Origin of the sequence: Pseudomonas svalbardensis, from assembly GCF_030053115.1 — a bacterium.
GTDB classification, from domain to species: Bacteria; Pseudomonadota; Gammaproteobacteria; order Pseudomonadales; family Pseudomonadaceae; genus Aquipseudomonas; species Aquipseudomonas svalbardensis.
In genome coordinates this window covers 2,516,080-2,536,947 of record NZ_CP125619.1, presented here as the reverse complement: position 1 = coordinate 2,536,947, position 20,868 = coordinate 2,516,080, and the positions used below count along the sequence as shown (strand labels likewise).

General features: G+C 60.2%; 22 protein-coding genes and 1 pseudogene. 14 read left to right on the top strand and 9 right to left on the bottom strand.

The genetic code is table 11. From position 1 onward, the window contains the following. The first annotated feature begins 34 nt into the window (after positions 1 to 34). Both ppnN and QFX16_RS11655 read left to right on the top strand, forming a co-directional pair. On the top strand, positions 35 to 1,408 hold the full coding sequence (gene ppnN, locus QFX16_RS11660; RefSeq protein WP_008151729.1) for a nucleotide 5'-monophosphate nucleosidase PpnN: 1,374 nt from the start codon (positions 35 to 37) through the stop codon (positions 1,406 to 1,408). An 85-nt stretch (positions 1,409 to 1,493) separates the two neighbouring features. Then, positions 1,494 to 1,934 (top strand): NUDIX hydrolase, encoded by a 441-nt coding sequence (locus QFX16_RS11655; RefSeq protein WP_283184017.1) that lies wholly within the window; start codon positions 1,494 to 1,496, stop codon positions 1,932 to 1,934. 75 nt (positions 1,935 to 2,009) lie between these two features. On the opposite strand, the gene QFX16_RS11650 is transcribed toward QFX16_RS11655, so the two are convergent. Both QFX16_RS11650 and QFX16_RS11645 read right to left on the bottom strand, forming a co-directional pair. After that, the gene (locus QFX16_RS11650) at positions 2,010 to 3,089 is read right to left on the bottom strand and encodes an alpha/beta fold hydrolase (protein WP_283184016.1); all 1,080 of its coding nucleotides are present in this window, start codon (positions 3,087 to 3,089) and stop codon (positions 2,010 to 2,012) included. A gap of 117 nt (positions 3,090 to 3,206) precedes the next feature. After that, positions 3,207 to 3,470 (bottom strand): DUF2790 domain-containing protein, encoded by a 264-nt coding sequence (locus tag QFX16_RS11645; protein ID WP_283184015.1) that lies wholly within the window; start codon positions 3,468 to 3,470, stop codon positions 3,207 to 3,209. 214 nt (positions 3,471 to 3,684) lie between these two features. Between QFX16_RS11645 and QFX16_RS11640 the strand changes: the two genes are divergently transcribed. The 5 genes from QFX16_RS11640 (at position 3,685) to QFX16_RS11620 (ending at position 7,493) form a co-directional block, all read left to right on the top strand. After that, positions 3,685 to 4,425 carry a response regulator gene (locus tag QFX16_RS11640; RefSeq protein ID WP_283184014.1) on the top strand — a complete coding sequence of 247 codons (741 nt, stop codon included), beginning with the start codon at positions 3,685 to 3,687 and terminating at the stop codon, positions 4,423 to 4,425. Between the two features lie 194 nt (positions 4,426 to 4,619). Beyond that, positions 4,620 to 4,922 carry a phage infection protein gene (locus QFX16_RS11635; RefSeq protein ID WP_283184013.1) on the top strand — a complete coding sequence of 101 codons (303 nt, stop codon included), beginning with the start codon at positions 4,620 to 4,622 and terminating at the stop codon, positions 4,920 to 4,922. 324 nt (positions 4,923 to 5,246) lie between these two features. Continuing rightward, the gene (locus QFX16_RS11630) at positions 5,247 to 6,176 is read left to right on the top strand and encodes an IS110 family transposase (protein WP_283184012.1); all 930 of its coding nucleotides are present in this window, start codon (positions 5,247 to 5,249) and stop codon (positions 6,174 to 6,176) included. A 253-nt stretch (positions 6,177 to 6,429) separates the two neighbouring features. Beyond that, on the top strand, positions 6,430 to 7,161 hold the full coding sequence (locus QFX16_RS11625; protein WP_283184011.1) for a substrate-binding periplasmic protein: 732 nt from the start codon (positions 6,430 to 6,432) through the stop codon (positions 7,159 to 7,161). Positions 7,162 to 7,268: 107 nt separating this feature from the next. Further along, on the top strand, positions 7,269 to 7,493 hold the full coding sequence (locus QFX16_RS11620) for a hypothetical protein (RefSeq protein ID WP_283184010.1): 225 nt from the start codon (positions 7,269 to 7,271) through the stop codon (positions 7,491 to 7,493). A 118-nt stretch (positions 7,494 to 7,611) separates the two neighbouring features. On the opposite strand, the gene QFX16_RS11615 is transcribed toward QFX16_RS11620, so the two are convergent. The 6 genes and pseudogenes from QFX16_RS11615 to QFX16_RS11595 form a co-directional block, all read right to left on the bottom strand. Beyond that, positions 7,612 to 9,051, bottom strand: coding sequence for an FAD/NAD(P)-binding protein (locus tag QFX16_RS11615; RefSeq protein WP_283184009.1), 1,440 nt, complete (start codon positions 9,049 to 9,051; stop codon positions 7,612 to 7,614). A gap of 23 nt (positions 9,052 to 9,074) precedes the next feature. Next, a pseudogene (locus tag QFX16_RS29695) lies at positions 9,075 to 9,161 on the bottom strand (ABC transporter ATP-binding protein); the annotation flags it as partial. 26 nt (positions 9,162 to 9,187) lie between these two features. Next, a complete protein-coding gene (locus tag QFX16_RS11610) occupies positions 9,188 to 10,594 on the bottom strand; it encodes an LLM class flavin-dependent oxidoreductase (protein ID WP_283184008.1) in 1,407 nt (468 codons plus the stop codon). Continuing rightward, positions 10,594 to 11,031 (bottom strand): acyl-CoA dehydrogenase, encoded by a 438-nt coding sequence (locus QFX16_RS11605; protein WP_283184007.1) that lies wholly within the window; start codon positions 11,029 to 11,031, stop codon positions 10,594 to 10,596. Before QFX16_RS11605 ends, QFX16_RS11610 begins: the two co-directional genes overlap by 1 nt. Before the next feature lie 10 nt (positions 11,032 to 11,041). Beyond that, positions 11,042 to 12,244, bottom strand: a complete 1,203-nt coding sequence (locus tag QFX16_RS11600) for an SfnB family sulfur acquisition oxidoreductase (protein ID WP_283184006.1) — start codon at positions 12,242 to 12,244, stop codon at positions 11,042 to 11,044. A 155-nt stretch (positions 12,245 to 12,399) separates the two neighbouring features. Next, positions 12,400 to 12,963 carry a helix-turn-helix domain-containing protein gene (locus tag QFX16_RS11595; RefSeq protein ID WP_283184005.1) on the bottom strand — a complete coding sequence of 188 codons (564 nt, stop codon included), beginning with the start codon at positions 12,961 to 12,963 and terminating at the stop codon, positions 12,400 to 12,402. A 15-nt stretch (positions 12,964 to 12,978) separates the two neighbouring features. Between QFX16_RS11595 and QFX16_RS11590 the strand changes: the two genes are divergently transcribed. Next, positions 12,979 to 13,980 (top strand): DMT family transporter, encoded by a 1,002-nt coding sequence (locus QFX16_RS11590; RefSeq protein WP_283184004.1) that lies wholly within the window; start codon positions 12,979 to 12,981, stop codon positions 13,978 to 13,980. 34 nt (positions 13,981 to 14,014) lie between these two features. Here the strand turns inward: QFX16_RS11590 and QFX16_RS11585 are convergent, their stop codons facing one another. Further along, positions 14,015 to 14,491, bottom strand: a complete 477-nt coding sequence (locus QFX16_RS11585; protein ID WP_283184003.1) for a hypothetical protein — start codon at positions 14,489 to 14,491, stop codon at positions 14,015 to 14,017. Between the two features lie 173 nt (positions 14,492 to 14,664). On the opposite strand from QFX16_RS11585, the gene QFX16_RS11580 reads away from it, so the two are divergent. Genes QFX16_RS11580 through QFX16_RS11555 form a run of 6 tightly spaced genes read left to right on the top strand, consistent with a single transcriptional unit; the run spans position 14,665 to position 20,725 of the window. Next, positions 14,665 to 17,583 (top strand): monovalent cation/H+ antiporter subunit A, encoded by a 2,919-nt coding sequence (locus tag QFX16_RS11580; protein ID WP_283184002.1) that lies wholly within the window; start codon positions 14,665 to 14,667, stop codon positions 17,581 to 17,583. Then, positions 17,583 to 17,927: a Na+/H+ antiporter subunit C gene (locus QFX16_RS11575; protein ID WP_007986256.1), complete on the top strand. Its 345-nt coding sequence runs from the start codon at positions 17,583 to 17,585 to the stop codon at positions 17,925 to 17,927. Before QFX16_RS11580 ends, QFX16_RS11575 begins: the two co-directional genes overlap by 1 nt. Continuing rightward, entirely contained in the window at positions 17,924 to 19,606 is a 1,683-nt protein-coding gene (locus QFX16_RS11570) for a monovalent cation/H+ antiporter subunit D (RefSeq protein WP_283184001.1), read from the top strand. Before QFX16_RS11575 ends, QFX16_RS11570 begins: the two co-directional genes overlap by 4 nt. Further along, positions 19,603 to 20,091, top strand: a complete 489-nt coding sequence (locus QFX16_RS11565; RefSeq protein ID WP_283184000.1) for a Na+/H+ antiporter subunit E — start codon at positions 19,603 to 19,605, stop codon at positions 20,089 to 20,091. Before QFX16_RS11570 ends, QFX16_RS11565 begins: the two co-directional genes overlap by 4 nt. Further along, positions 20,088 to 20,366, top strand: a complete 279-nt coding sequence (locus tag QFX16_RS11560) for a K+/H+ antiporter subunit F (RefSeq protein ID WP_283183999.1) — start codon at positions 20,088 to 20,090, stop codon at positions 20,364 to 20,366. The genes QFX16_RS11565 and QFX16_RS11560 overlap by 4 nt, the downstream gene beginning before the upstream one ends. Beyond that, entirely contained in the window at positions 20,363 to 20,725 is a 363-nt protein-coding gene (locus QFX16_RS11555) for a Na+/H+ antiporter subunit G (RefSeq protein ID WP_283183998.1), read from the top strand. Before QFX16_RS11560 ends, QFX16_RS11555 begins: the two co-directional genes overlap by 4 nt. Positions 20,726 to 20,868 lie beyond the last annotated feature (143 nt).

Genomic DNA, 20,868 nt, shown 5'->3' with positions numbered 1-20,868 from the left:
CCTGTATGGATGGCATCGTTTTAAGGATCATTGAATGACCCAACGACAAGTAATCAACGCCTCGGTCAGCCCAAAAGGCAGCCTGGAAACCCTTTCACAACGTGAAGTACAGCAACTGAGCGAAGCCGGATCCGGCAGCACCTACACCTTATTCCGCCAGTGCGCCCTGGCCATCCTCAATACCGGCGCCCATGTCGATAACGCAAAAACCATCCTCGAAGCCTACAAGGACTTCGAAATCCGCATTCACCAGCAGGACCGCGGCGTACGCCTGGAACTGCTGAACGCCCCGGCCGACGCCTTCGTTGATGGCGAAATGATCGCCAGCACCCGCGAAATGCTCTTCAGCGCCCTGCGCGACATCGTCTACACCGAAAACGAACTCGACGCCCAACGCATCGACCTGAGCACCTCCCAGGGCATCAGCGACTACGTGTTCCACCTGCTGCGCAACGCCCGCACCCTGCGCCCCGGCGTCGAGCCGAAGATCGTGGTGTGCTGGGGCGGCCACTCGATCAACACCGAAGAATACAAATACACCAAGAAAGTCGGCCACGAACTGGGCCTGCGCAGCCTCGACATCTGCACCGGTTGCGGTCCTGGCGTGATGAAAGGCCCGATGAAAGGCGCGACCATCGCCCACGCCAAGCAGCGTATCCACGGCGGCCGCTACCTCGGCTTGACCGAGCCGGGCATTATCGCCGCCGAAGCGCCCAACCCGATCGTCAACGAACTGGTGATCCTGCCGGACATCGAAAAACGTCTGGAAGCCTTCGTCCGCGTCGGCCACGGCATCATCATTTTCCCGGGCGGTGCCGGCACGGCCGAAGAGTTCCTGTACCTGCTCGGCATCCTGATGCACCCGGACAACGCAGGCCTGCCCTTCCCCGTGGTCCTCACCGGGCCAAAACATGCCGCGCCGTATCTGGAGCAACTGGATGCATTTGTCGGCGCCACCTTGGGTGAAGCCGCGAAGCAACACTACGAGATCATCATCGACGACCCGGCCGAAGTCGCGCGTCAAATGACCCAAGGCCTCAAGGCGGTCAAACAGTTCCGCCGCGAGCGCAATGACGCGTTCCATTTCAACTGGCTGCTGAAGATCGACGAAGGCTTCCAGCGTCCGTTCGATCCAACCCACGAAAACATGGCCAACCTGAAACTGAGCCGCAACCTGCCGGCCCACGAACTGGCCGCCAACCTGCGCCGCGCGTTCTCCGGCATCGTCGCGGGCAACGTCAAGGACAAAGGCATCCGCCTGATCGAAGAACACGGGCCGTACCAGATTCGTGGCGATGCGGCGGTGATGCAACCGCTGGATCAACTGCTAAAGGCCTTCGTCGCCCAGCACCGGATGAAACTGCCGGGTGGCGCGGCGTATGTGCCGTGTTATCAAGTGGTTGCGTAACAAAGCTAATAAAGATCGTTCCCACGCTTCCGCGTGGGAACGATCAGCAACTTGAGCTGTAACGTCTATGGAAAGAGAGTTTTTGATGCGCCAACGTAACGCTGCACGACTCCTTGTGATCAATCCCGCCCGTCAGGTCTTGCTGTTTCGCTTCCAGCACAAGGGCGATGCTTTGGACGGACGCGACTATTGGGCTACGCCGGGCGGCGGTCTTGAGGAAGGTGAAACCTTTGAAGCCGCCGCCATACGCGAACTGCATGAAGAAACTGGACTGCACGTCGACACAGTGGACTCTAGCGTGGCAGAGCGCAGCTTTTCGATGATGTTGCCCAGCGGCGAAACCGTCTTGTCCGTGGAACGCTACTTCGTCGTCCGCGCCGACGGTGAACGACTGACGCGTGATGGCTGGACTGCCGATGAAGCCCGGGTGATGACTGAACACAAATGGTGGTCAGTCGCCGAGCTGAAAGATACCGCTGAAACAGTCTGGCCAGAAAACCTGATCCAAATGATGGAGCAGGCCTGACCAGTGCCAGATGAATAACAAAAATCTAGTAAAGATCGTTCCCACGCTCCCGCGTGGGAACGATCGGCATGCACACTATTTAGGCACTAATGCTCGAAGGTGATCCGCGTCGATCACTGCCTTGGCAAAGGCCTGTGGATCTTCCTGCGGCAAGTTGTGGCCGATGCCACCGCTGATAAGTCGGTACTCATATTTGCCGGTGAAGCGCTTGGCATAATCCTCGGCAGCCGGATGTGGCGCCCCGTTGGCGTCACCTTCCATGGTGATGGTCGGCACCGTAATGACCGGGGCCTTGGCCAGCCGCTGCTCCAGCGCTTCATATTGAGGTTCGCCCTGAATCATGCCCAACCGCCAGCGATAGTTGAAGATCGTAATAGCCACATGATCGGGGTTGTCCAGGGCCACCGCGCTGCGGTTGCAAGTCGCGTCGTCGAAAGTCCATTTCGGGGAGGCCAGCTCCCAGATCAACTTGGCGAAGTCGTGGCGATTTTTTTCGTAACCGGCCTGGCCGCGTTCGGTAGCGAAGTAGAACTGGTACCACCATTGCAACTCGGCCTTGGGCGGCAACGGATTCTTGCCGGCGGCCTGATTGCCGATGAGGTAGCCGCTCACCGAGACCAGCGCCTCCACCCGCTCCGGCCAGAGCGCCGAAACGATGTTCGCCGAGCGCGCACCCCAGTCGTAACCACCGAGTACCGCCTTCTTGATCTTGAGCGCATCCATAAAGTCGATGACATCACTGGCCAACGCGGCGGGCTGGCCGTTGCGAACAGTCTTGTCGGACAGGAAATGCGTGTCGCCGTAGCCCCGCGCATACGGGATCAGCACCCGGTAACCCTTGGCCGCCAACAAGGGCGCCACTTCGCTATAGCTGTGAATGTCGTAGGGCCAGCCGTGCAGAAGAATCACCACCGGACCATCGGCGGGGCCGACTTCGGCGTAAGCCACATTCAGCAAGCCTGCGTTGACATGCTTCAGCGGGCCGAACGAGTCCGACTTGAGGGCGCCGGCGCCGGCCACCACTGGCTCTGTCGTCGCGGCTTGCGCATTGGCAGAACCAAGGGCACCTAACTGCATCAGCGCGAAAGCGAGGACCGATGGGCCAAAGAAACGACGACGTGAGTCGTTTTTTTTGCTCAACACATTCATCTTCATGGTGATTTCCCTGGAAGCCATTGACCTGGTGTTCTGGACGACGTGAGTCAGCCATCGCGGGATGATGAGCAGACTGCGCGTTCGTCGGTTTCGACAGCGATGAGCGCAGTGGAAGAATTAGCCGCCCTGATTGCCGCAGTCTGCGAATTTGCTGTAATCGAGGACTTTCTGCGTGCCGCTGGAATCGAGGTAGGTCAGGCGGGCATCGACAATGCCGCAATTACCGCCGCCGTTGTCGACGACGGAAACCACTTTCTTGATATCCAGGTGGGTGCCGTGAGAAGTTGTCTGCGACGGAGCTTGAACATCGGCATGGGCCGAAAACGCTGCAACGTTCAGGACCGCAAAGAAGCTGGCGGCAATCAGTTTGTTCCAGTTCATGGTGATTTCCTCAGGGTTGCAATGGGCGGTGGTTGTGAGGCAAGTCGTCTTGTCTCGATGGAGCCCATTTAATCTTCGCGAGGTATCTGCCATGTGTCGTAAACCGGAATTAACAAGGCGTAAGGTGTCTCCGGGGGCGCCAGATACAGGGCGATACAAGTGCCTGGGACAATCCTTGGAATGCGCAACGGGCGAATGACAAGAGGGCTAAGCGATGGACCATGTGAACCACATCCTGATCGTCGACGACGACCGGGAGATTCGCGAGTTGGTCGGCAATTACCTGAAAAAGAACGGCCTGCGCACCACCGTTGTCGCCGATGGCCGGCAGATGCGCAGTTTTCTGGAAACCAATCAGGTAGACCTGATCGTGCTGGACATCATGATGCCCGGCGATGACGGCCTGCTGCTGTGCCGCGAATTGCGCTCAGGCAAACACAAAGCCACGCCGATCCTGATGCTCACCGCACGCAACGACGAAACCGATCGCATCCTCGGCCTGGAAATGGGTGCCGACGATTACCTGACCAAGCCCTTCGCCGCCCGCGAACTGCTGGCGCGCATCAATGCCGTGTTGCGCCGCACCCGGATGCTGCCGCCCAACCTGCTGATCACCGAAAGCGGCCGGCTGCTGGGCTTCGGCCGCTGGCGCCTGGACACCACCGCCCGGCACTTGCTCGACGAAGACGGCACGATGGTGGCCCTCAGTGGCGCCGAATACCGTCTGCTGCGGGTGTTCCTCGATCACCCGCAACGGGTGCTCAGCCGGGACCAGCTGCTTAACCTGACCCAGGGCCGCGACGCCGACCTGTTCGACCGCTCGATTGATTTGCTGGTGAGCCGTCTGCGCCAGCGATTGATGGATGACTCGCGGGACTCGACCTACATCAAAACCGTGCGCAGCGAAGGCTACGTGTTCTCCTACCCGGTGGAATTGCTCGGCGCAGAATCATGAAGCTCCCCCCAGCAGAACCTGAGGAGCGTTTTCATAGGGTTTTGTATCCGTCTGTATAAGAACCCGCGACAGATACGCAGACACCGATTTCGGCTTGTTCGAGCACACATCACCGATACACCCGAGCGTTTAACTGTGATCACCGGATAGCAGCAGCTACCGACCCACTCAAACTAAACGCACGGAGAATCACCATGATCAACTTCTCGAAAGTCTCGTCCCTGGCACTCGGTCTGGTGCTGGTCGGTGGTCTCGGCCTGTCGAACCTGGCGTCGGCCCACACCGGCAGTGCTGCGTCCCCTGGCCAGGTTCAACAACTGCTTGTGGAAGGCGGCTCCGATCGTCTGATCGAGAATCGCGTGACCGAAGGCGGTGCCGACCGTCTGCAAGAGCTGCGCGAACGTGTTGCATCGGTCAGCCCGAGCAATGCGGTACGCGGCGGTGTGGTCGTGGCGGAAAACCGCGCTGAATTCGGTTCGAAATATCAGCGGTATTGATCGCGGTCCACAGCACAACAAAGATCAATTGTGGGAGCGGGCTTGCTCGCGAAAGCGGTATGACAATCAACATCAATGTTGACTGACACGGCCTCTTCGCGAGCAAGCCCGCTTGTGTCTTGGGCAGGAATTAGACTGAGGGTGAGAGCGGTGAGTGGCAAGCTGAATGCCCGGAGTGCTTAAAGCACGTGTGGGAGCCCATGCTGCCATTCACCTCTCCGCTCTGGTTATTGAGCCCGAACAGTTGAACGAGCCGACCTCGAACATTACAAGCGTGGTGCCCAGCCAGAGTGCTCTCACCTTTGAGTGTAAGAGGGATCGGCTATGTTTTCCTGCGCAGGCATCGATGTTTCCAAAGATACCCTTGAAGTTCGGATTAACCCGCAATACGTTGGCGCGAGTCACCTCAATACCGCCAGTGATTTCCTTGCGCTGATTGACTGGTTAAAGCGCTATCAGGTCAGCCGCGTATTGCTGGAAGCCACCGGCGGCTATGAGCGAGAGGTCATGAAAGCGCTTCAGGCTGCCGGCTTCGAAGTCTTGCGGATCAACCCTCGCCGAGCCAGGGATTTTGCCAAGGCCATGGGGCAGCGCGCTAAAACCGACCCGATAGATGCGCGGCTGCTCGCGCAGTTTGCCGAAGTCATAAAGTCGCCAAGCAACCGAATCACCAGCCCTGAACAGGACAATTTGCGTGCGCTGGTACAGCAGCGCGAAAATTTTGTTCAGCAGCAAGGCGACGATATACGGCGCCTTAAAACAGCCTCTGCTGACACGGTAAAACCCTGTCTGCGAAGTCATATCGACTATTTATGCCAAGCCATAAAGTCGATAGAAAAGCTGATCCGTCAAACTGCTAAAGACCTGGACAGTGATAAAACGGCCCGTTTGTGCTCGGTCAAGGGTATAGGGCTCGTGACGGCAGCCAGCTTGATGGCCTACTTACCCGAGCTGGGCGAGGTTGGACGGCACGAGATTGCAGCGCTGGCAGGCATAGCCCCCTACAACGACGACAGTGGCAAGCATGAAGGCCCCCGCCACATTAGCGGCGGCAGGTTTGCTGCGCGTCGGGCAATGTACATGGCGTGCTGGGTGGTGATTCAGCGACAGCCTGAGTTCAAAGCGCGGTATGACGCACTGCGTCATAAGGGTAAATGCGCAAAAGTAGCGCTCATCGCCTGTATGCGTGTGTTGTTGATACGGCTGAACGCCATGATCCGAGACCGAACCGAGTGGAAAGAACCCTTGGCCTAAACGGGTCGCGGTGTTCCTGTAGGGCATCGCATGGCCTAAAGCTGTGGGAGTTCAGCTGTCTATCAATATGCTTTCAAAATAAAGGTCATCAAGACAGTTGCTCCCACATTTAATTGTGTTTCGTCGGTCAGGGCCACAATGGCAGGCCGTACCCATAAGTCCTGAGATCTGACGCAAAAGCCCGGACAATTTCTCGGGACAGTTGCACCTCGCCCGTACTAAGATTTGCGCTTCATTTCATCAAGGACGATTCATGAAGCGCATTGCCGGTTGCCTGTTGTCTTTCCTGACCTTTACGGCGGTCGCGGCTGATCTGAACCTGCTCACCGACAACCATCCGCCCCTGCATTTTCAGCAAGGTAATCAACTGGTGGGGTTTGGCGTGGACATGGTGCAGGCACTGGCCGAACGCACCGGCGACCAGGTGCACTTGCAACAAGTCCCTTTGCTGCGCGCCCTGCATGTCGCCACGACCGAGCCCGCCACCGGGGTGTTTACCGTGTTGCGCACCACCGAACGCGAAGGCTTGTACCAGTGGGTCGGTCCGCTGATGGACGTGGAGACGGCGCTTTATTCCGCTAACACCCAGCAACCGGTGCGCAGTTTGCAGGACGCCAGCACCCAGGGCCGTATCGCCGTCCCGCGAAAATGGCTGGCTTACGATTACTTGCGCAAGCTGGGTCTGAACAATCTGTACGGTGTGGAAACGCCCGAACAAATGATGCGTCTGGCACGTCTGGGGCGCATTGAGTTTGTGGTGGCCGACACCCTCTCCATCGCGACCCTGGCCCGGGAAGAAGGCTTGGCGCCCAGCCTGTTGCACTATCAGATGCCGCTGATGAAGCAAGGCACCTACATCGCGTTTTCCCCGCAAACCGATGCGCGCCAGGTCGCGCGCTGGCAACAGGCGCTCGACGAGATGAACCGCGATGGGCGCCTGGAACAACTCAAGCAGCGCTGGCTCAGCGACAACACACCCCGCTGACAATGGATCAACGCTCTCGATAACAACTATGCGTCAGGGTGTTTTTTCATCGCGATGCTCCAGCACTACAGTGGCCCCATCTTCTCCCCACGCTCTGGAGCGCCCTCATGAAAAGCATCATCGGTCTTGGTTTCGCCCTTTCGGTTCTTGGCGCTACCTCCGCCATCGCCGCCCCACACACCACCTCGCCAGTCGTTGCCGCGGCCAAAGTCAGCCAACCGGCCACACTGAACGTGAACACCGTCGGCGTTGATCACAAAGACAGCCAGGCGAGCAAACTCTACGTCGCTGAAAACCGCCCTGAGTTCGGTTCGAAGTATCAGCGTTATTGATCAACGGCGTTGCGCCGCTTCAAACAAGAAACCCCGGGTAGATCCGATCTACCCGGGGTTTCTTCGTAATAGCAGATCACCGATATCCGTAGCAGCTGCCGAGCCTGCGAGGCTGCTGCTACAGGGGCGGAGTTGTTGTCAGGCGAGCGGCAAGAGCCTTGGCCTGGCTCGCGACGTCGGTCACTGCGGTGCTTTCCCACCACATGCCGCGCAACGGTGGACCCATGGCGAACAGACGGCTGGCGACGTGTTCATCTGCGTCCAGCACCGCGCCATCCAACGCTGCCGCAATCCCCAGCGCCAACGGCCCCGGTCGGACAAGTCCGCGTGCCAGCAGTTGCTGTGGCAGTGGTCGGGCGACCCGCCGCCAGTCGTATTCGATGCCGCTGGAATTGATCAATGCCGCGCCGCTGACAACGGTGGTTTCTGATTCACCACGACGCCGAACACGGATGCTCACTGCGCCGTCCGCTGAAGGCTCCAGCCCTTTGAACGACGCCGCGTGAATCCGCAAGCGCCCTTCCTTGTGCAACCGCTCTACCAGTTCGGCACTCATCGGCGGCGAGCGGTGGTGATGGCATTCCCACCACGGCCGCACATGTCGCACAAACTGTCGACGCTGCACGTCCGTCGCCTGATTCCACAACCGGCCAATATGCGCCCGTACAGTGTCGAGCGGCGCCTGCCAGTCGATGCCTTGAGCGATGGCGTCCCGGCAATGCCGACGCAGTTCGCGCACCAGCTGTCGCGGTGTGCGAATGCTCTGATCCTCGGCGAGAAAATCCACCCAGACCGGAGGTTGCCGACGCACGTGAGGCAGCAAGCCATGCCGGGAAAACACTTCGATCGGCCCGCGATGCCCGGCCTGTTCCAGCGACACCACGGCATCGACCATGGTCAGGCCCGAACCGATGATCAGCACCGTCGACTGCGGATCGAGTTGCTGCATGGCCGCGACGTCCCACGGATCAAGCGCGGCGGCGTTCAAGCCGCTGGACTCGGTCTGTGGCGTACGCGCAGCGGGGAACATCCCCGTGGCCAACACCGCAAAAGCACCCTGCAAGTGTTGCCCGTCACTCAACGTCAGCAACGCAGAATCGTCCCGGGTTTGCAGATCAATCACCTCGGCCCGCACATGCTCGACCGTTGAACCGTTCAACACCCCCACCGCTTGCGCTTCCGCCAGGCGCTGCTGCACGTACAAACCGAAAATTCCCCGTGGCGGGAACAATTCGCTGACCGGCACATGTTGCTTGTCAGACTCCGGCCAGCCGCCGGCCGCGATGTACTCGGTCAACCATTGGGTCAGGTCGTCGGCGTTGTCCGGGTCGACGCTCATCCGCGCCGCATTGCCGTTGAGCGTGTGGCCCAACTCGACCGCGCTGTACGCCTCGCCCCGTCCCAGTTCGGCGCGGGGTTCGATCACCAGCACCTGGCGTTTGCCCGGCAGGCGCAGCAACTGCGCCGCCAGCATTGCGCCGCTGAGGCCGCCGCCGACGATCAGGATGTCCGCGTGGCGGATGGCGTCGGTGGCCTGTCCGCTTTGGGTTTCAGTCATGGCGTTCTCACTGATCAATGTTTCATCTCGAAAATCTCCTGGACGATAATAGGCGCCAAACCCATGGAAGGTTCATCAAGCAGTACCAAAGTAGGACAGAGAAATACCGCTGACTTGCAGTGAGCGTCGGGAACGATCATGAATAGGAACCGACTTTCTTTTCCTGCTGCCGCAACGCCGCCAGGTCTCGATAACCCGCGCCCGGATGAATCTCCGGCAATCGCGGCCCTTCCCCGAACAACTTCTCGCGCAAGGTCCCCGGCGCGTATTCGGTTTTGTAGACCCCACGTTTCTGCAACTCCGGCACCAGCAATTCCACGGCGTCGATGAAGGTTTCGTGAGTCAATGCATAGGCCAGGTTAAAGCCGTCCACATCGGTCTCCTCGACCCACTCCTGCAGCAAGTCGGCGACGGTCTCCGGGCTGCCGACAAACAACGGACCAAAACCGCCGATGCCCACCCAGTCAGCCAGTTCGTTGGGGGTCCAGACCTTGTTCGGGTCCGCCGTGGAGAACGCTTCCACCGCCGATTGAATCGCGTTGGTGTGCACGTGCTTGAGCGGTTCATCCGGTTTGAACTGGCTGAAATCAATCCCGGTCCAGCCAGAGATCAACGCCATCGCGCCTTCATAGCTGACCCAGGTTTTGTATTCCTCGAACTTGGCTTTAGCCTTCGCGTCGGTCTCGCCGAGGATCACGGTTTGCAGGTTGAAAATCAGGATCTTCGACGGATCGCGCCCGGCCTCGGCAGCACGACGCCGGATGTCGGCAACGGTTTTCTTCAGCAGCACTTTCGACGGTGCAGCAACGAACACACACTCAGCATGCTCGGCGGCAAACTGCTTGCCGCGACTCGATGCGCCAGCCTGATACAACACGGGCGTGCGTTGTGGCGAAGGTTCGCAGAGGTGAATGCCCGGCACCTGGAAGTGCTTACCGACGTGCCGGATTTCGTGGATTTTGCTCGGGTCACTGAAGATCCGCCGCTCACGATCGCGCAGGATGGCGCCCTCTTCCCAACTGCCCTCCCAAAGTTTGTAGCAAACCTCCAAATACTCTTCGGCGAAGTCGTAACGGGCGTCGTGTTCGGTCTGGTTTTTCTGGCCGAGGTTCTTCGCACCGCTTTCCAGATAAGAGGTGACGATGTTCCAGCCGGCACGGCCCTTGGTCAGATGGTCGAGCGTCGACAGGCGTCGGGCGAACGGATACGGGTGTTCGAACGACAGCGAAGCGGTCAGGCCGAACCCCAAATGCTCGGTGACCAGCGCCATCGGCGGAATCAATTGCAGCGGATCGTTGACCGGCACCTGCGCCGCCTGACGGATCGCCGCGTCACCATTGCCGTTGTAAACGTCGTAGATGCCCAGCACATCGGCAATGAACAAACCGTCGAACTTGCCGCGTTCGAGGATTTTCGCCAGATCGGTCCAGTACTCCAGATCCTTGTATTGCCAGGAGCGATCCCGCGGATGCGCCCACAAACCGGGCGACTGGTGACCAACGCAGTTCATGTCGAAGGCGTTGAGACGAATTTCGCGGCCCATCAAACAGCACTCCTGAAGCTTGGGGGATGGATGCCGTTGAGGCGGAAGTTGCCGATGAGGTGGAGTTTCCAGCGCAACGGGTCATGCAGTGATCCGGGCAACACGGTGCGTTGGCCGGTGAGTTCGAATTCAGCGTCGCTGACGGCATTTAGCGCGTCGGCGCTGGCCAGGTGCGACTCGGCGATGGCGACGCTGATTTCCGTGTTGTCATCAACGCTGTTCAGAAAATCTTCGGCGCGTTCGAGCAGCGCGGCGGCGACTTCAATGCGGATGTGCAAATCGCCGAAGCGGCTGATGACGTAAGGATCATCCGTGGCTTGGGCCTGCTGGCGGACGAAACGCAACGTTGCATCAAGCAAGCTGCGAGCGTTGTGCAAATCATGCTGACTTTTGGCCAAGGGCTGCCCGGCAACAATCGGTTGGGTCAAAGCGTTCATGGTGGGCTCCTCAGTTCCAGGCGTGGCGCGCAGGCTTCACGCCGTTGAGCAGGTAGTTGCCGATCAGGTGGTATTTCCAGCGTGCCGGATCGTGCAGGGTGTGCGTCCGGGCATTGCGCCAGTGGCGGTCGAGGTTGTATTTGCCGAGCACAGAGCGAGTACCGGCCAGTTCGAAGAGTTTGCTGCTGGCAAGCAAGGCGATCTCGGCGGACAGCACTTTCGCCTGGGCAACCACCACCGAAGCGCGGGCCACCGTTTCTTCGTTGGGGTTGAGCAAGGCATGGTCAATGGCGCGACCGGCCTTTTTGAGGATCGCTTCGGTGCCGTGGACCCGCCATTCGAGGTCGCCGATCGCAGCGATACTGAACGGGTCCTGCCAGCCGTGATCCTGCTGGCTATCGATCCATGGCCGGGCTTCGCGGGCGTAGCGTTTGGTTTCTTCCAGGGCGCCGACGGCAATGCCGGTGTCCACGGCCGCCTGGATGATTTGTGAAATCGGGCCGTCGGCCGTGGGTTCGTCAAAGGCCTTGTGGGCCGGGATCACAGCACTGAGAGGGACCTTCACCGCATTCAGGGTGACACCGCCGCTGGCCGTGGTGCGCTGGCCAAAACCGTCCCAGCTGTCGATGACGGTCAAGCCGGGAGTGTCACGCTCGATGAAGGCGATGAAGGCCTTGTTCTCTTCATTGACCGCCACCGCTGGCACGATGTGCGCGAACAAGGCGCCGGTGCAGTAGAACTTTTCGCCATCGATTTGCGCGGTGTCTTTATCGAAACGGATACGGGTCTCAAAGGCACCGGCATTCTTGCTTTTGGATTCGGAGAAGGCGTTGCCGAAACGGTAGCCCTGCAGGACTTTGCCAAAGTAGTAACGCTTCTGCTCCTCGGTGGCGGTTTGCAGCAGGATGTCGAGCACGCCGAGGTGGTTTTGCGGGATCTGGCCGAGGGACGAGTCGGCGGTGGAAATGATCTTGATCACCTCCGCGACGGTCACGTAGGAAACGCCGGCGCCACCGTATTCCTTGGGAACGGTGATGCCCCAGAGACCGCTGGCGGAAAACTCGTCGAGCTCGGCGACCGGCAGGCGTCGCTCGCGATCCCGCACGCTGGCCTCGATGGCAAAGCGTGCCGCGAGTTTGTGGGCGACGGCGATGGCTTCGGCGTCCGAGCGGATGACGTGGGCGGTGCGAGGGGGTTGGGTTGAGGCTATCATGGGCCGACTCCGGGATCTGGTGAATGCACCAGAGCTTTTGCAGGAGTCGTGCCTGAAACTAAATCACTTTATTTTCAATAGGTTAAAGAATTATCCGAGAAAGGCTCGCAGCTTTAAAACAGCAAAGTGTCTATCCAGTGTTGATCCGCAAACAGTTAGATCACCACATTTCGCACAAACCGCGCCGCCACCGGTCCATCGTTGCGATAGGCGTGGGGCTGGTTGCTGGCGAACATGTAGAACTCGCCGGCAGCGATCTCATGTGGCGTGTTGCCCAGCATCAGGGTCAGGCAGCCTTCAAACACATAAATCTGTTCACTCCAACCCTCAGCATCCGGTTGCGACGGATAAATCTCTCCCGGTTGCAGGCACCATTCCCACTGTTCTACCTCGCGGGTAGCCGTGGCTTTGGACAGTAAAACGGCTTTGCTGCCAGGAATCGTCCCGGCCCAGGCCACTTCGTTGATACGACTCGGATCGCGTGCGTCCGGGGCCTGGATCAGGTCGCTGAATGCGACGTTCAGCGCTTCGGCCACACGGTCGAGGGTGGTCAGGCTGACGTTCTTTTCGCCAGCCTCGATCGCCACCAGCATCCGGCGGCTGACCCCGGATTTTTCCGCCAACGTCGCCTGGCTCATGTCGGCGGCGTGGCGCAAGCGTCGAACGTTCTGGCTGACGTGCTGGAGGACCGAAGCCCGATGCGTGGAATCTTTGTGCACTATATTGCTCACTTGATGGGGTTGGGCAGTATACTGCGCAACATTCGGCGCATTGTGCGTCGCCCTCAGGTAGCGCGCAAGGTCATGACGTCGGTGAATACCCCTCACACTTCCTCCCGTTTCTCGCGGTTCAGCAAGGCCGAGTGCGTGCTGGTGCTGATCACCATGGTCTGGGGCGGGACCTTCTTACTGGTGCAGCATGCGATGACCGTCAGCGGGCCGATGTTCTTCGTCGGTCTGCGCTTTGCCGCGGCGGCGATCATTGTTGCGCTGTTTTCCTGGCGTCATCTGCGGGAGCTGACGCTGTTCGAACTCAAGGCCGGGGCCTTTATCGGCGTGGCGATCATGCTCGGTTATGGGTTGCAGACAGTCGGGTTGCAGAGCATTCCCAGCAGTCAGTCGGCGTTTATTACCGCGTTGTACGTGCCCTTCGTGCCGTTGCTGCAATGGCTGGTGCTGGGGCGGCGTCCGGGGTTGATGCCGAGCATCGGGATCATGTTGGCGTTCACCGGGTTGATGTTGCTGTCGGGACCGGCCGGCGCTTCATTCAATTTCAGCCCTGGTGAAATCGCGACGTTGATCAGCGCTGTGGCGATTGCGGCGGAGATCATTCTGATCAGCACGTATGCCGGCCAGGTCGATGTGCGACGGGTGACGGTGGTGCAATTGGCGGTCACCTCGGCGCTGGCGTTTTTGATGGTGGTGCCGACTCAGGAAAGGATTCCGGACTTCTCCTGGCTGCTGTTATGCAGCGCGTTGGGCTTGGGCGCGGCCAGTGCGGCGATTCAAGTGGCGATGAACTGGGCGCAGAAGAGCGTTTCGCCGACCCGGGCGACGTTGATTTATGCGGGCGAGCCGGTTTGGGCCGGGATTGTCGGAAGGATTGCCGGGGAGCGGTTGCCGGCCATTGCGCTGGTCGGTGCGGGGTTGATTGTGGCGGCGGTGATTGTCAGTGAGTTGAAGACCAAGGGTAAGACAGTGCCCGAGGTCGACCCGGAAGGCGAAACCGAGCATTGATCGTTCCCACACGTGGGAACGATCAATGACGGGATTATTCCGGTAGCGAGCGGATGATGTCGGCCAAGTCATCCCTGGTGATCTCGTTGGATTTTATGGCTGCGGCGACATCCTCCCTGGACAGAGGAAAGCGCTTGAACATGTTCTTTAGCGCATCGGCATCAACATTTGACATCCAAAGAGGAGAAATGAAATTGCCCTTATATTCAGGCTTCATGGGGACTTCTTCGTGCGCTATCGCGCCTTTGTGATTCAAATAAACAACGTAGCGATCATGCCCTTCGGCAAAGCTTTTATCGTGATAGAGAGTGGTGCCGGTCGGTAACACATAAGCCTGTTCATCGCCCTGCGGCCCCTCGATAAGCAAAGGCTCTTGGGTCCTCATCATCGTCCGGTCAGGCACCCACGGTGCGGTGCCGACCACAACCCATCCCAGCACCAACGCATTGATGAATAGTACGCCGGCCAGCAAAAGCGGCGTCTTGTGACGGGTAAACAGTGTATTTGTCATCGGGTGCCCAGGTATTCCATTCCGGCTTGGCCTGCTTCAGAGGCAAAGACTCCATTTGCCGCCTACTGTAAGGTCATTCGCTATTTTTTGTAGGATTCTGCGACAGCTTGGCGTTTGGTGATCCGGGAGCTGGCACGTATGATGCTTCACAAACTTCCGCAGATTAGAAGCCTATGTCCCTGATAGTTCTACTGCTTCTGCCTTTTATCGGCAGCTGTCTGGCAGCCTTGCTGCCGCACAACGCGCGTAACACCGAATCTTTGTTGGCGGGTCTGGTTGCCTTGATAGGCACTGTTCAGGTCGCCCTCTTGTACCCGCAAATCGCCGATGGCGGCATGATCCGCGAAGAGTTTTTCTGGTTGCCCAGCCTGGGCCTGAACTTCGTCCTGCGCATGGACGGTTTCGCCTGGCTGTTCTCGATGCTCGTGCTGGGCATCGGCACCCTGGTTTCGTTGTACGCCCGCTATTACATGTCGCCGGACGATCCGGTGCCGCGGTTCTTCGCGTTTTTCCTGGCGTTCATGGGCGCCATGCTCGGGCTGGTGATCTCCGGCAACCTGATCCAGATCGTGTTTTTCTGGGAGCTGACCAGCCTCTTTTCATTCCTGTTGATCGGCTACTGGCACCACCGCGCTGATGCGCGACGCGGCGCTTATATGGCGCTGATGGTCACCGGCGCAGGCGGTTTGTGCTTGCTGGCGGGGGTCATGCTGCTCGGCCATGTGGTCGGCAGCTATGACCTGGACAAGGTCCTGGCCGCCGGCGATCTGATTCGCGCGCACGCCCTCTACCCTGTTCTGCTCCCCCTGATCCTGATCGGCGCCTTGAGCAAAAGCGCGCAATTCCCCTTCCACTTCTGGCTGCCCCACGCCATGGCGGCGCCGACACCGGTTTCGGCCTATCTGCACTCGGCGACCATGGTCAAGGCCGGGGTGTTTCTCCTCGCACGACTGTGGCCGTCGCTGTCCGGCAGTGAAGAATGGTTCTACATCGTCAGCGGTGCCGGCGCTTGCACCCTGTTGCTCGGTGCGTATTGCGCGATGTTCCAGAACGACCTCAAGGGACTGCTGGCCTATTCGACCATCAGTCACCTGGGCCTGATCACCCTGCTGCTGGGCCTAAACAGTCCGCTGGCCGCCGTGGCCGCGGTGTTTCACATTCTCAACCACGCCACGTTCAAGGCTTCGCTGTTCATGGCCGCCGGGATCATCGACCACGAAAGCGGCACCCGCGACATTCGCAAGCTCAGCGGCTTGATCAAGCTGATCCCGTTCACCGCCACCCTGGCCATGGTCGCCAGCGCCTCGATGGCCGGCGTGCCGTTGCTCAACGGTTTCCTCTCCAAAGAGATGTTCTTCGCCGAAACCGTGTTCATCAATGCCACGGCCTGGATCGAGATGACGCTGCCCATCGTCGCGACCATCGCCGGCACTTTCAGCGTCGCCTACTCGCTGCGCTTTACCGTCGACGTGTTCTTCGGCCCGACCGCCACCGACCTGCCGCACACCCCACACGAGCCGCCACGCTGGATGCGCGCGCCGGTGGAATTGCTGGTATTCGCCTGCCTGGTCGTGGGGATTTTCCCGGCGCAGGTGGTCGGCCCGTTGCTGGCTGCGGCTGCCCAGCCGGTGGTGGGCGGCACCTTGCCCGAATACAGCCTGGCGATCTGGCACGGCTGGAACGCGCCGATGATCATGAGCCTGATCGCCATGTCCTGCGGCATCGTGCTTTATCTGCTGTTGCGCAATCAGCTCAAACACGGGCGTTTCAAGTACCCGCCGATCATTGGCCGATTCAACGGCAAGCGCCTGTTCGAACGCAGCCTGGTGATCATGATGCGCCTGGCCCGTCGTCTCGAGCGGCGGATCAGCACCAAGCGCCTGCAAACCCAATTGTTCCTGGTGGTACTCGCAGCAGTGCTGGCCGGGTTGATCCCGATGCTCCACAGCAGCCTGAGCTGGGGCGACCGCCCGAAGATTCCGGGTTCGATCGTATTCGTGACCCTCTGGCTGCTGGCGATTGCCTGCGCCCTCGGCGCGGCGTGGCAGGCCAAGTATCACCGGCTCGCGGCCCTGACCATGGTCAGCGTCTGTGGCCTGATGACGTGCGTGACCTTCGTCTGGTTCTCGGCGCCGGACCTGGCGCTGACGCAATTGGCAGTGGAAGTGGTGACGACAGTGTTGATCCTCCTCGGTCTGCGCTGGCTACCTCGACGGATCGAAGAGGTGTCGCCGTTGCCGAGCAGCCTGCGCAAGGCACGCATCCGCCGTATTCGCGACTTGCTGTTATCGACCGTGGTCGGCGGCGGCATGGCGTTGCTGGCCTACGCGATGCTGACGCGCCAGACACCGAACCACATTTCATCGTTCTACCTCAGCCGTGCCCTGCCCGAAGGCGGCGGCAGCAATGTGGTCAACGTGATGCTGGTGGACTTCCGCGGCTTCGACACCCTCGGTGAAATTACCGTGCTGGTGGCCGTGGCCCTGACCGTATTCGCCCTGCTGCGACGCTTCCGTCCGCCAAAAGAAAGCCTGCAGTTGCCGGCCCAGCAGCGTCTGCTGGCACCGGACGTGGTGACCGATCTGGTCAATCCGCGTCACGCCAGCGATACCGCGCTCGGTTTCATGATGGTGCCGGCGGTGCTGGTTCGCCTGCTGTTGCCGATCGCCTTTGTGGTGTCGGTCTACCTGTTCATGCGCGGCCACAATCAACCGGGCGGCGGTTTTGTCGCAGGCCTGGTGATGTCCGTAGCGTTCATCCTGCAATACATGGTCGCCGGCACCCAGTGGGTCGAAGCGCAAATGAGCCTGCGACCGCTGCGCTGGATGGGCACCGGCCTGCTGTTCGCCACGGTCACCGGACTCGGGGCGATGGCGGTCGGGTATCCGTTCCTGACCACCCACACCTGGCATTTCGGACTGCCGGTGTTCGGTGACATTCACATCGCCAGTGCGCTGTTCTTCGACATTGGCGTGTACGCCGTGGTGGTCGGTTCGACCCTGTTGATCCTCACCGCCCTCGCTCACCAATCGGTACGGGGTCACAAAACCGCCGCCCTGCCCAGATCCGTCGCCACGCAAGGAACCGTCTGATGGAAGAAGTCATCGCAATCGCCATCGGCGTGCTGGCCGCGTCCGGCGTCTGGCTGATCCTGCGGCCACGGACGTTTCAGGTGGTGATGGGCCTGTGCCTGCTGTCCTACGGCGTCAATCTGTTCATCTTCAGCATGGGCAGCCTGTTTATCGGCAAGGAGCCGATCATCAAGGACGGCGTGCCGCAGGACCTGTTGCACTACACCGACCCGCTGCCGCAAGCGCTGGTGCTGACCGCCATCGTGATCAGCTTCGCCATGACCGCGTTGTTTCTGGTGGTGCTGCTGGCTTCCCGGGGCCTGACCGGTACCGACCATGTGGATGGCCGGGAGCCTAAAGAATGAATCTGATGCCGCACCTGATCGCTGCACCGATTCTGCTGCCGCTGCTGACCGCCGCCGTGATGCTGTTGCTGGGGGAGAAACACCGTCCGCTGAAGGCCAAGATCAACCTGTTTTCCAGCCTGGTGGGGTTGGGCATTGCCGTGCTGTTGCTGCAATGGACCCAGGAGACGGGCGTCCCCGGCTCCATCGGCGTGTACCTGCCGGGCAACTGGCAGGTGCCGTTCGGTATCGTGCTGGTGGTCGATCGACTGTCGGCGCTGATGCTGGTGCTGACCGGGATCATCGGCGTCAGCGCCCTGCTGTTCGCCATGGCCCGTTGGGACGGTGCCGGTTCGAGTTTCCACGCGCTGTTCCAGATTCAGATGATGGGGCTTTACGGCGCGTTCCTGACGGCGGACCTGTTCAACCTGTTTGTGTTTTTTGAAGTGTTGCTGGCGGCCTCTTATGGCCTGATGCTCCACGGTTCGGGTCGGTCGCGGGTGTCGTCGGGGCTGCATTACATCTCGATCAACCTGCTGGCGTCGTCGCTGTTTCTGATCGGCGCGGCGCTGATCTACGGCGTCACCGGCACCCTGAACATGGCCGACCTGGCGCTGAAAATTCCGCTGGTGCCGGAAGCCGATCGCGGCCTGCTGCATGCCGGCGCGGGGATTCTCGCAGTAGCGTTCCTGGCCAAGGCCGGGATGTGGCCGCTGAACTTCTGGTTGGTGCCGGCCTACTCCGCGGCGAGCGCGCCGGTGGCGGCGATGTTCGCGATCATGACCAAGGTCGGCGTCTACACCTTGTTGCGTTTGTGGACCTTGCTCTTCTCTGGCCAGGCCGGCGCCTCGGCGTACTTTGGCGGCGACTGGCTGATCTACGGTGGCATGGCGACCATCGTCTGCGCCGCCGTGGCGATTCTCGCCGCACAACGACTGGAGCGCCTGGCCAGCCTGAGCATTCTGGTGTCGGCCGGGATTCTGCTGTCGGCCATCGGTTTCGCCCAGCCCAACCTGATCGGCGCGGCCCTGTTCTATCTGGTCAGCTCGACCCTGGCATTGAGCGCGTTGTTCCTGTTGGCCGAGTTGATCGAGCGTTCGCGTTCGGCCAATGAAATGCCGTTGTTCGATGACGGCGATCTGCCGCGACCGATGGAATCCTTGCAACCACCCAAAGGCATCAACCTCGATGACGAGCAAAAAGCCGTGGTCGGCCAGGTGATTCCCTGGACCATGGCGTTCATCGGGTTGAGCTTCATTGCCTGCTCACTGCTGATCATCGGCATGCCGCCGCTCTCGGGATTCATTGGCAAACTCGGCTTGCTCAGCGCCCTGCTCAATCCGTTGGGCCTGGGCAATAGCAGCGATGAGCCGGTTTCCAATGCCGCGTGGGGCTTGCTGGCGTTGCTGATCCTGTCCGGGCTGGCATCGTTGATCGCGTTCTCGCGCTTGGGCATCCAGCGCTTCTGGACACCCGAGGAGCGGCCGTCGCCGTTGCTGCGACGTTTCGAATGCGTGCCGATCATTGCGCTGCTGGGCTTGAGCATTGCGCTGACCTTCAAGGCCGAACCGCTGCTGCGCTACACCCAGGCGGCCGCCCAAACCTTGAACAACCCGCAGCAATACGTGATGGCGGTGCTCGGCACCCGTGCGATTCCGAGTCCGGAAGCCAAAGCCGCGGTAGCGGAGGTCACACCATGAAGCGTCTGTTTCCTGCTCCCTGGTTGTCGCTGGCCCTGTGGTTGCTGTGGCTGGTGCTGAACCTGTCGATGAGTCCCGGCAATCTGCTGCTGGGCGCGGTGCTGGGGTTCTGCGCGCCTTTGATGATGCGCAAGCTGCGACCGCTGCCGATCCGCATTCGTCGGCCGGGCGTGATGGTGCGTTTGTTCTTTCTTATCGGTCGCGATGTGGTGGTGTCCAACCTCGCCGTGGCCTGGGGCGTGCTCAACGCCGGTCGCCATCCACCGCGCTCGCGCTTCATCAAGGTGCCGCTGGACTTGCGTGACGCCAACGGCCTGGCCGCGTTGTCGATGATCTGCACGGTGGTTCCCGGCACCGTGTGGTCGGAACTGGCGCTGGACCGCAGCATTCTGTTGCTGCACGTATTCGATCTGGATGACGAAGCACTGTTCATCCAGCACTTCAAGGCGACCTATGAGCGCCCCTTGATGGAGATCTTCGAATGAGCGCCTTGCTGTCAAACGCGATCCTGCTGAGCCTGTTCATCTTTTCCCTGGCGATGATTCTGACCCTGATCCGGCTGTTCAAGGGGCCGTCGGCCCAAGACCGGGTTCTGGCGCTGGATTACCTGTACATCATCGCGATGCTGATGATGCTGACGCTGGGCATTCGCTATTCCAGTGACACTTACTTCGAGGCGGCGCTGCTGATTGCGCTGTTCGGTTTCGTCGGCTCGTTTGCCCTGGCGAAATTCCTCCTGCGTGGCGAGGTGATCGAATGAGCGCAGAACTGTCTCTGTGGGTTGAAATTCCGGTGGCGATCCTGCTGGTGCTCAGCAGTCTGTTTACACTGATCGGCGCCGTTGGCCTGGTGCGGATGAAAGATTACTTCCAGCGCATGCACCCGCCGGCGCTGGCGTCGACATTGGGCGCCTGGTGCGTGGCGTTGGCCTCGATCATTTACTTTTCGGCACTCAAGTCCGGGCCGGTGTTGCATGCCTGGCTGATTCCGATCTTGTTGTCGATTACGGTGCCGGTGACCACGTTGCTGCTGGCGCGGGCGGCGCTGTTTCGCAAGCGCATGGCGGGGGATGATGTGCCGGCTGAGGTGAGTAGTCGGCGCACGGAAAGCGGGAGTTAAGTTCGCAGATTTGTATTGATTGTGAGGGCCTCTTCGCGAGCAAGCCCGCTTGTGTCTTGGGCAGGAATTAGACTGAGGGTGAGAGCGGTGAGTGGCAAGCTGAATGCCCGGAGTGCTTAAAGCACGTGTGGGAGCCCATGCTG

Coding starts and splice junctions, on each gene's coding strand:
- QFX16_RS11625 (WP_283184011.1), top strand. CDS start 6,430: ATGAAGCGCATTGCCGGTTGCCTGTTGTCTTTCCTGACCTTTACGGCG.
- QFX16_RS11610 (WP_283184008.1), bottom strand. CDS start 10,594: ATGGGCCGCGAAATTCGTCTCAACGCCTTCGACATGAACTGCGTTGGT.
- ppnN (WP_008151729.1), top strand. CDS start 35: ATGACCCAACGACAAGTAATCAACGCCTCGGTCAGCCCAAAAGGCAGC.
- QFX16_RS11590 (WP_283184004.1), top strand. CDS start 12,979: ATGGGGTTGGGCAGTATACTGCGCAACATTCGGCGCATTGTGCGTCGC.
- QFX16_RS11630 (WP_283184012.1), top strand. CDS start 5,247: ATGTTTTCCTGCGCAGGCATCGATGTTTCCAAAGATACCCTTGAAGTT.
- QFX16_RS11575 (WP_007986256.1), top strand. CDS start 17,583: ATGGAAGAAGTCATCGCAATCGCCATCGGCGTGCTGGCCGCGTCCGGC.
- QFX16_RS11615 (WP_283184009.1), bottom strand. CDS start 9,051: ATGACTGAAACCCAAAGCGGACAGGCCACCGACGCCATCCGCCACGCG.
- QFX16_RS11580 (WP_283184002.1), top strand. CDS start 14,665: ATGTCCCTGATAGTTCTACTGCTTCTGCCTTTTATCGGCAGCTGTCTG.
- QFX16_RS11645 (WP_283184015.1), bottom strand. CDS start 3,470: ATGAACTGGAACAAACTGATTGCCGCCAGCTTCTTTGCGGTCCTGAAC.
- QFX16_RS11570 (WP_283184001.1), top strand. CDS start 17,924: ATGAATCTGATGCCGCACCTGATCGCTGCACCGATTCTGCTGCCGCTG.
- QFX16_RS11560 (WP_283183999.1), top strand. CDS start 20,088: ATGAGCGCCTTGCTGTCAAACGCGATCCTGCTGAGCCTGTTCATCTTT.
- QFX16_RS11620 (WP_283184010.1), top strand. CDS start 7,269: ATGAAAAGCATCATCGGTCTTGGTTTCGCCCTTTCGGTTCTTGGCGCT.
- QFX16_RS11565 (WP_283184000.1), top strand. CDS start 19,603: ATGAAGCGTCTGTTTCCTGCTCCCTGGTTGTCGCTGGCCCTGTGGTTG.
- QFX16_RS11600 (WP_283184006.1), bottom strand. CDS start 12,244: ATGATAGCCTCAACCCAACCCCCTCGCACCGCCCACGTCATCCGCTCG.
- QFX16_RS11555 (WP_283183998.1), top strand. CDS start 20,363: ATGAGCGCAGAACTGTCTCTGTGGGTTGAAATTCCGGTGGCGATCCTG.
- QFX16_RS11640 (WP_283184014.1), top strand. CDS start 3,685: ATGGACCATGTGAACCACATCCTGATCGTCGACGACGACCGGGAGATT.
- QFX16_RS11585 (WP_283184003.1), bottom strand. CDS start 14,491: ATGACAAATACACTGTTTACCCGTCACAAGACGCCGCTTTTGCTGGCC.
- QFX16_RS11635 (WP_283184013.1), top strand. CDS start 4,620: ATGATCAACTTCTCGAAAGTCTCGTCCCTGGCACTCGGTCTGGTGCTG.
- QFX16_RS11655 (WP_283184017.1), top strand. CDS start 1,494: ATGCGCCAACGTAACGCTGCACGACTCCTTGTGATCAATCCCGCCCGT.
- QFX16_RS11650 (WP_283184016.1), bottom strand. CDS start 3,089: ATGAAGATGAATGTGTTGAGCAAAAAAAACGACTCACGTCGTCGTTTC.
- QFX16_RS11605 (WP_283184007.1), bottom strand. CDS start 11,031: ATGAACGCTTTGACCCAACCGATTGTTGCCGGGCAGCCCTTGGCCAAA.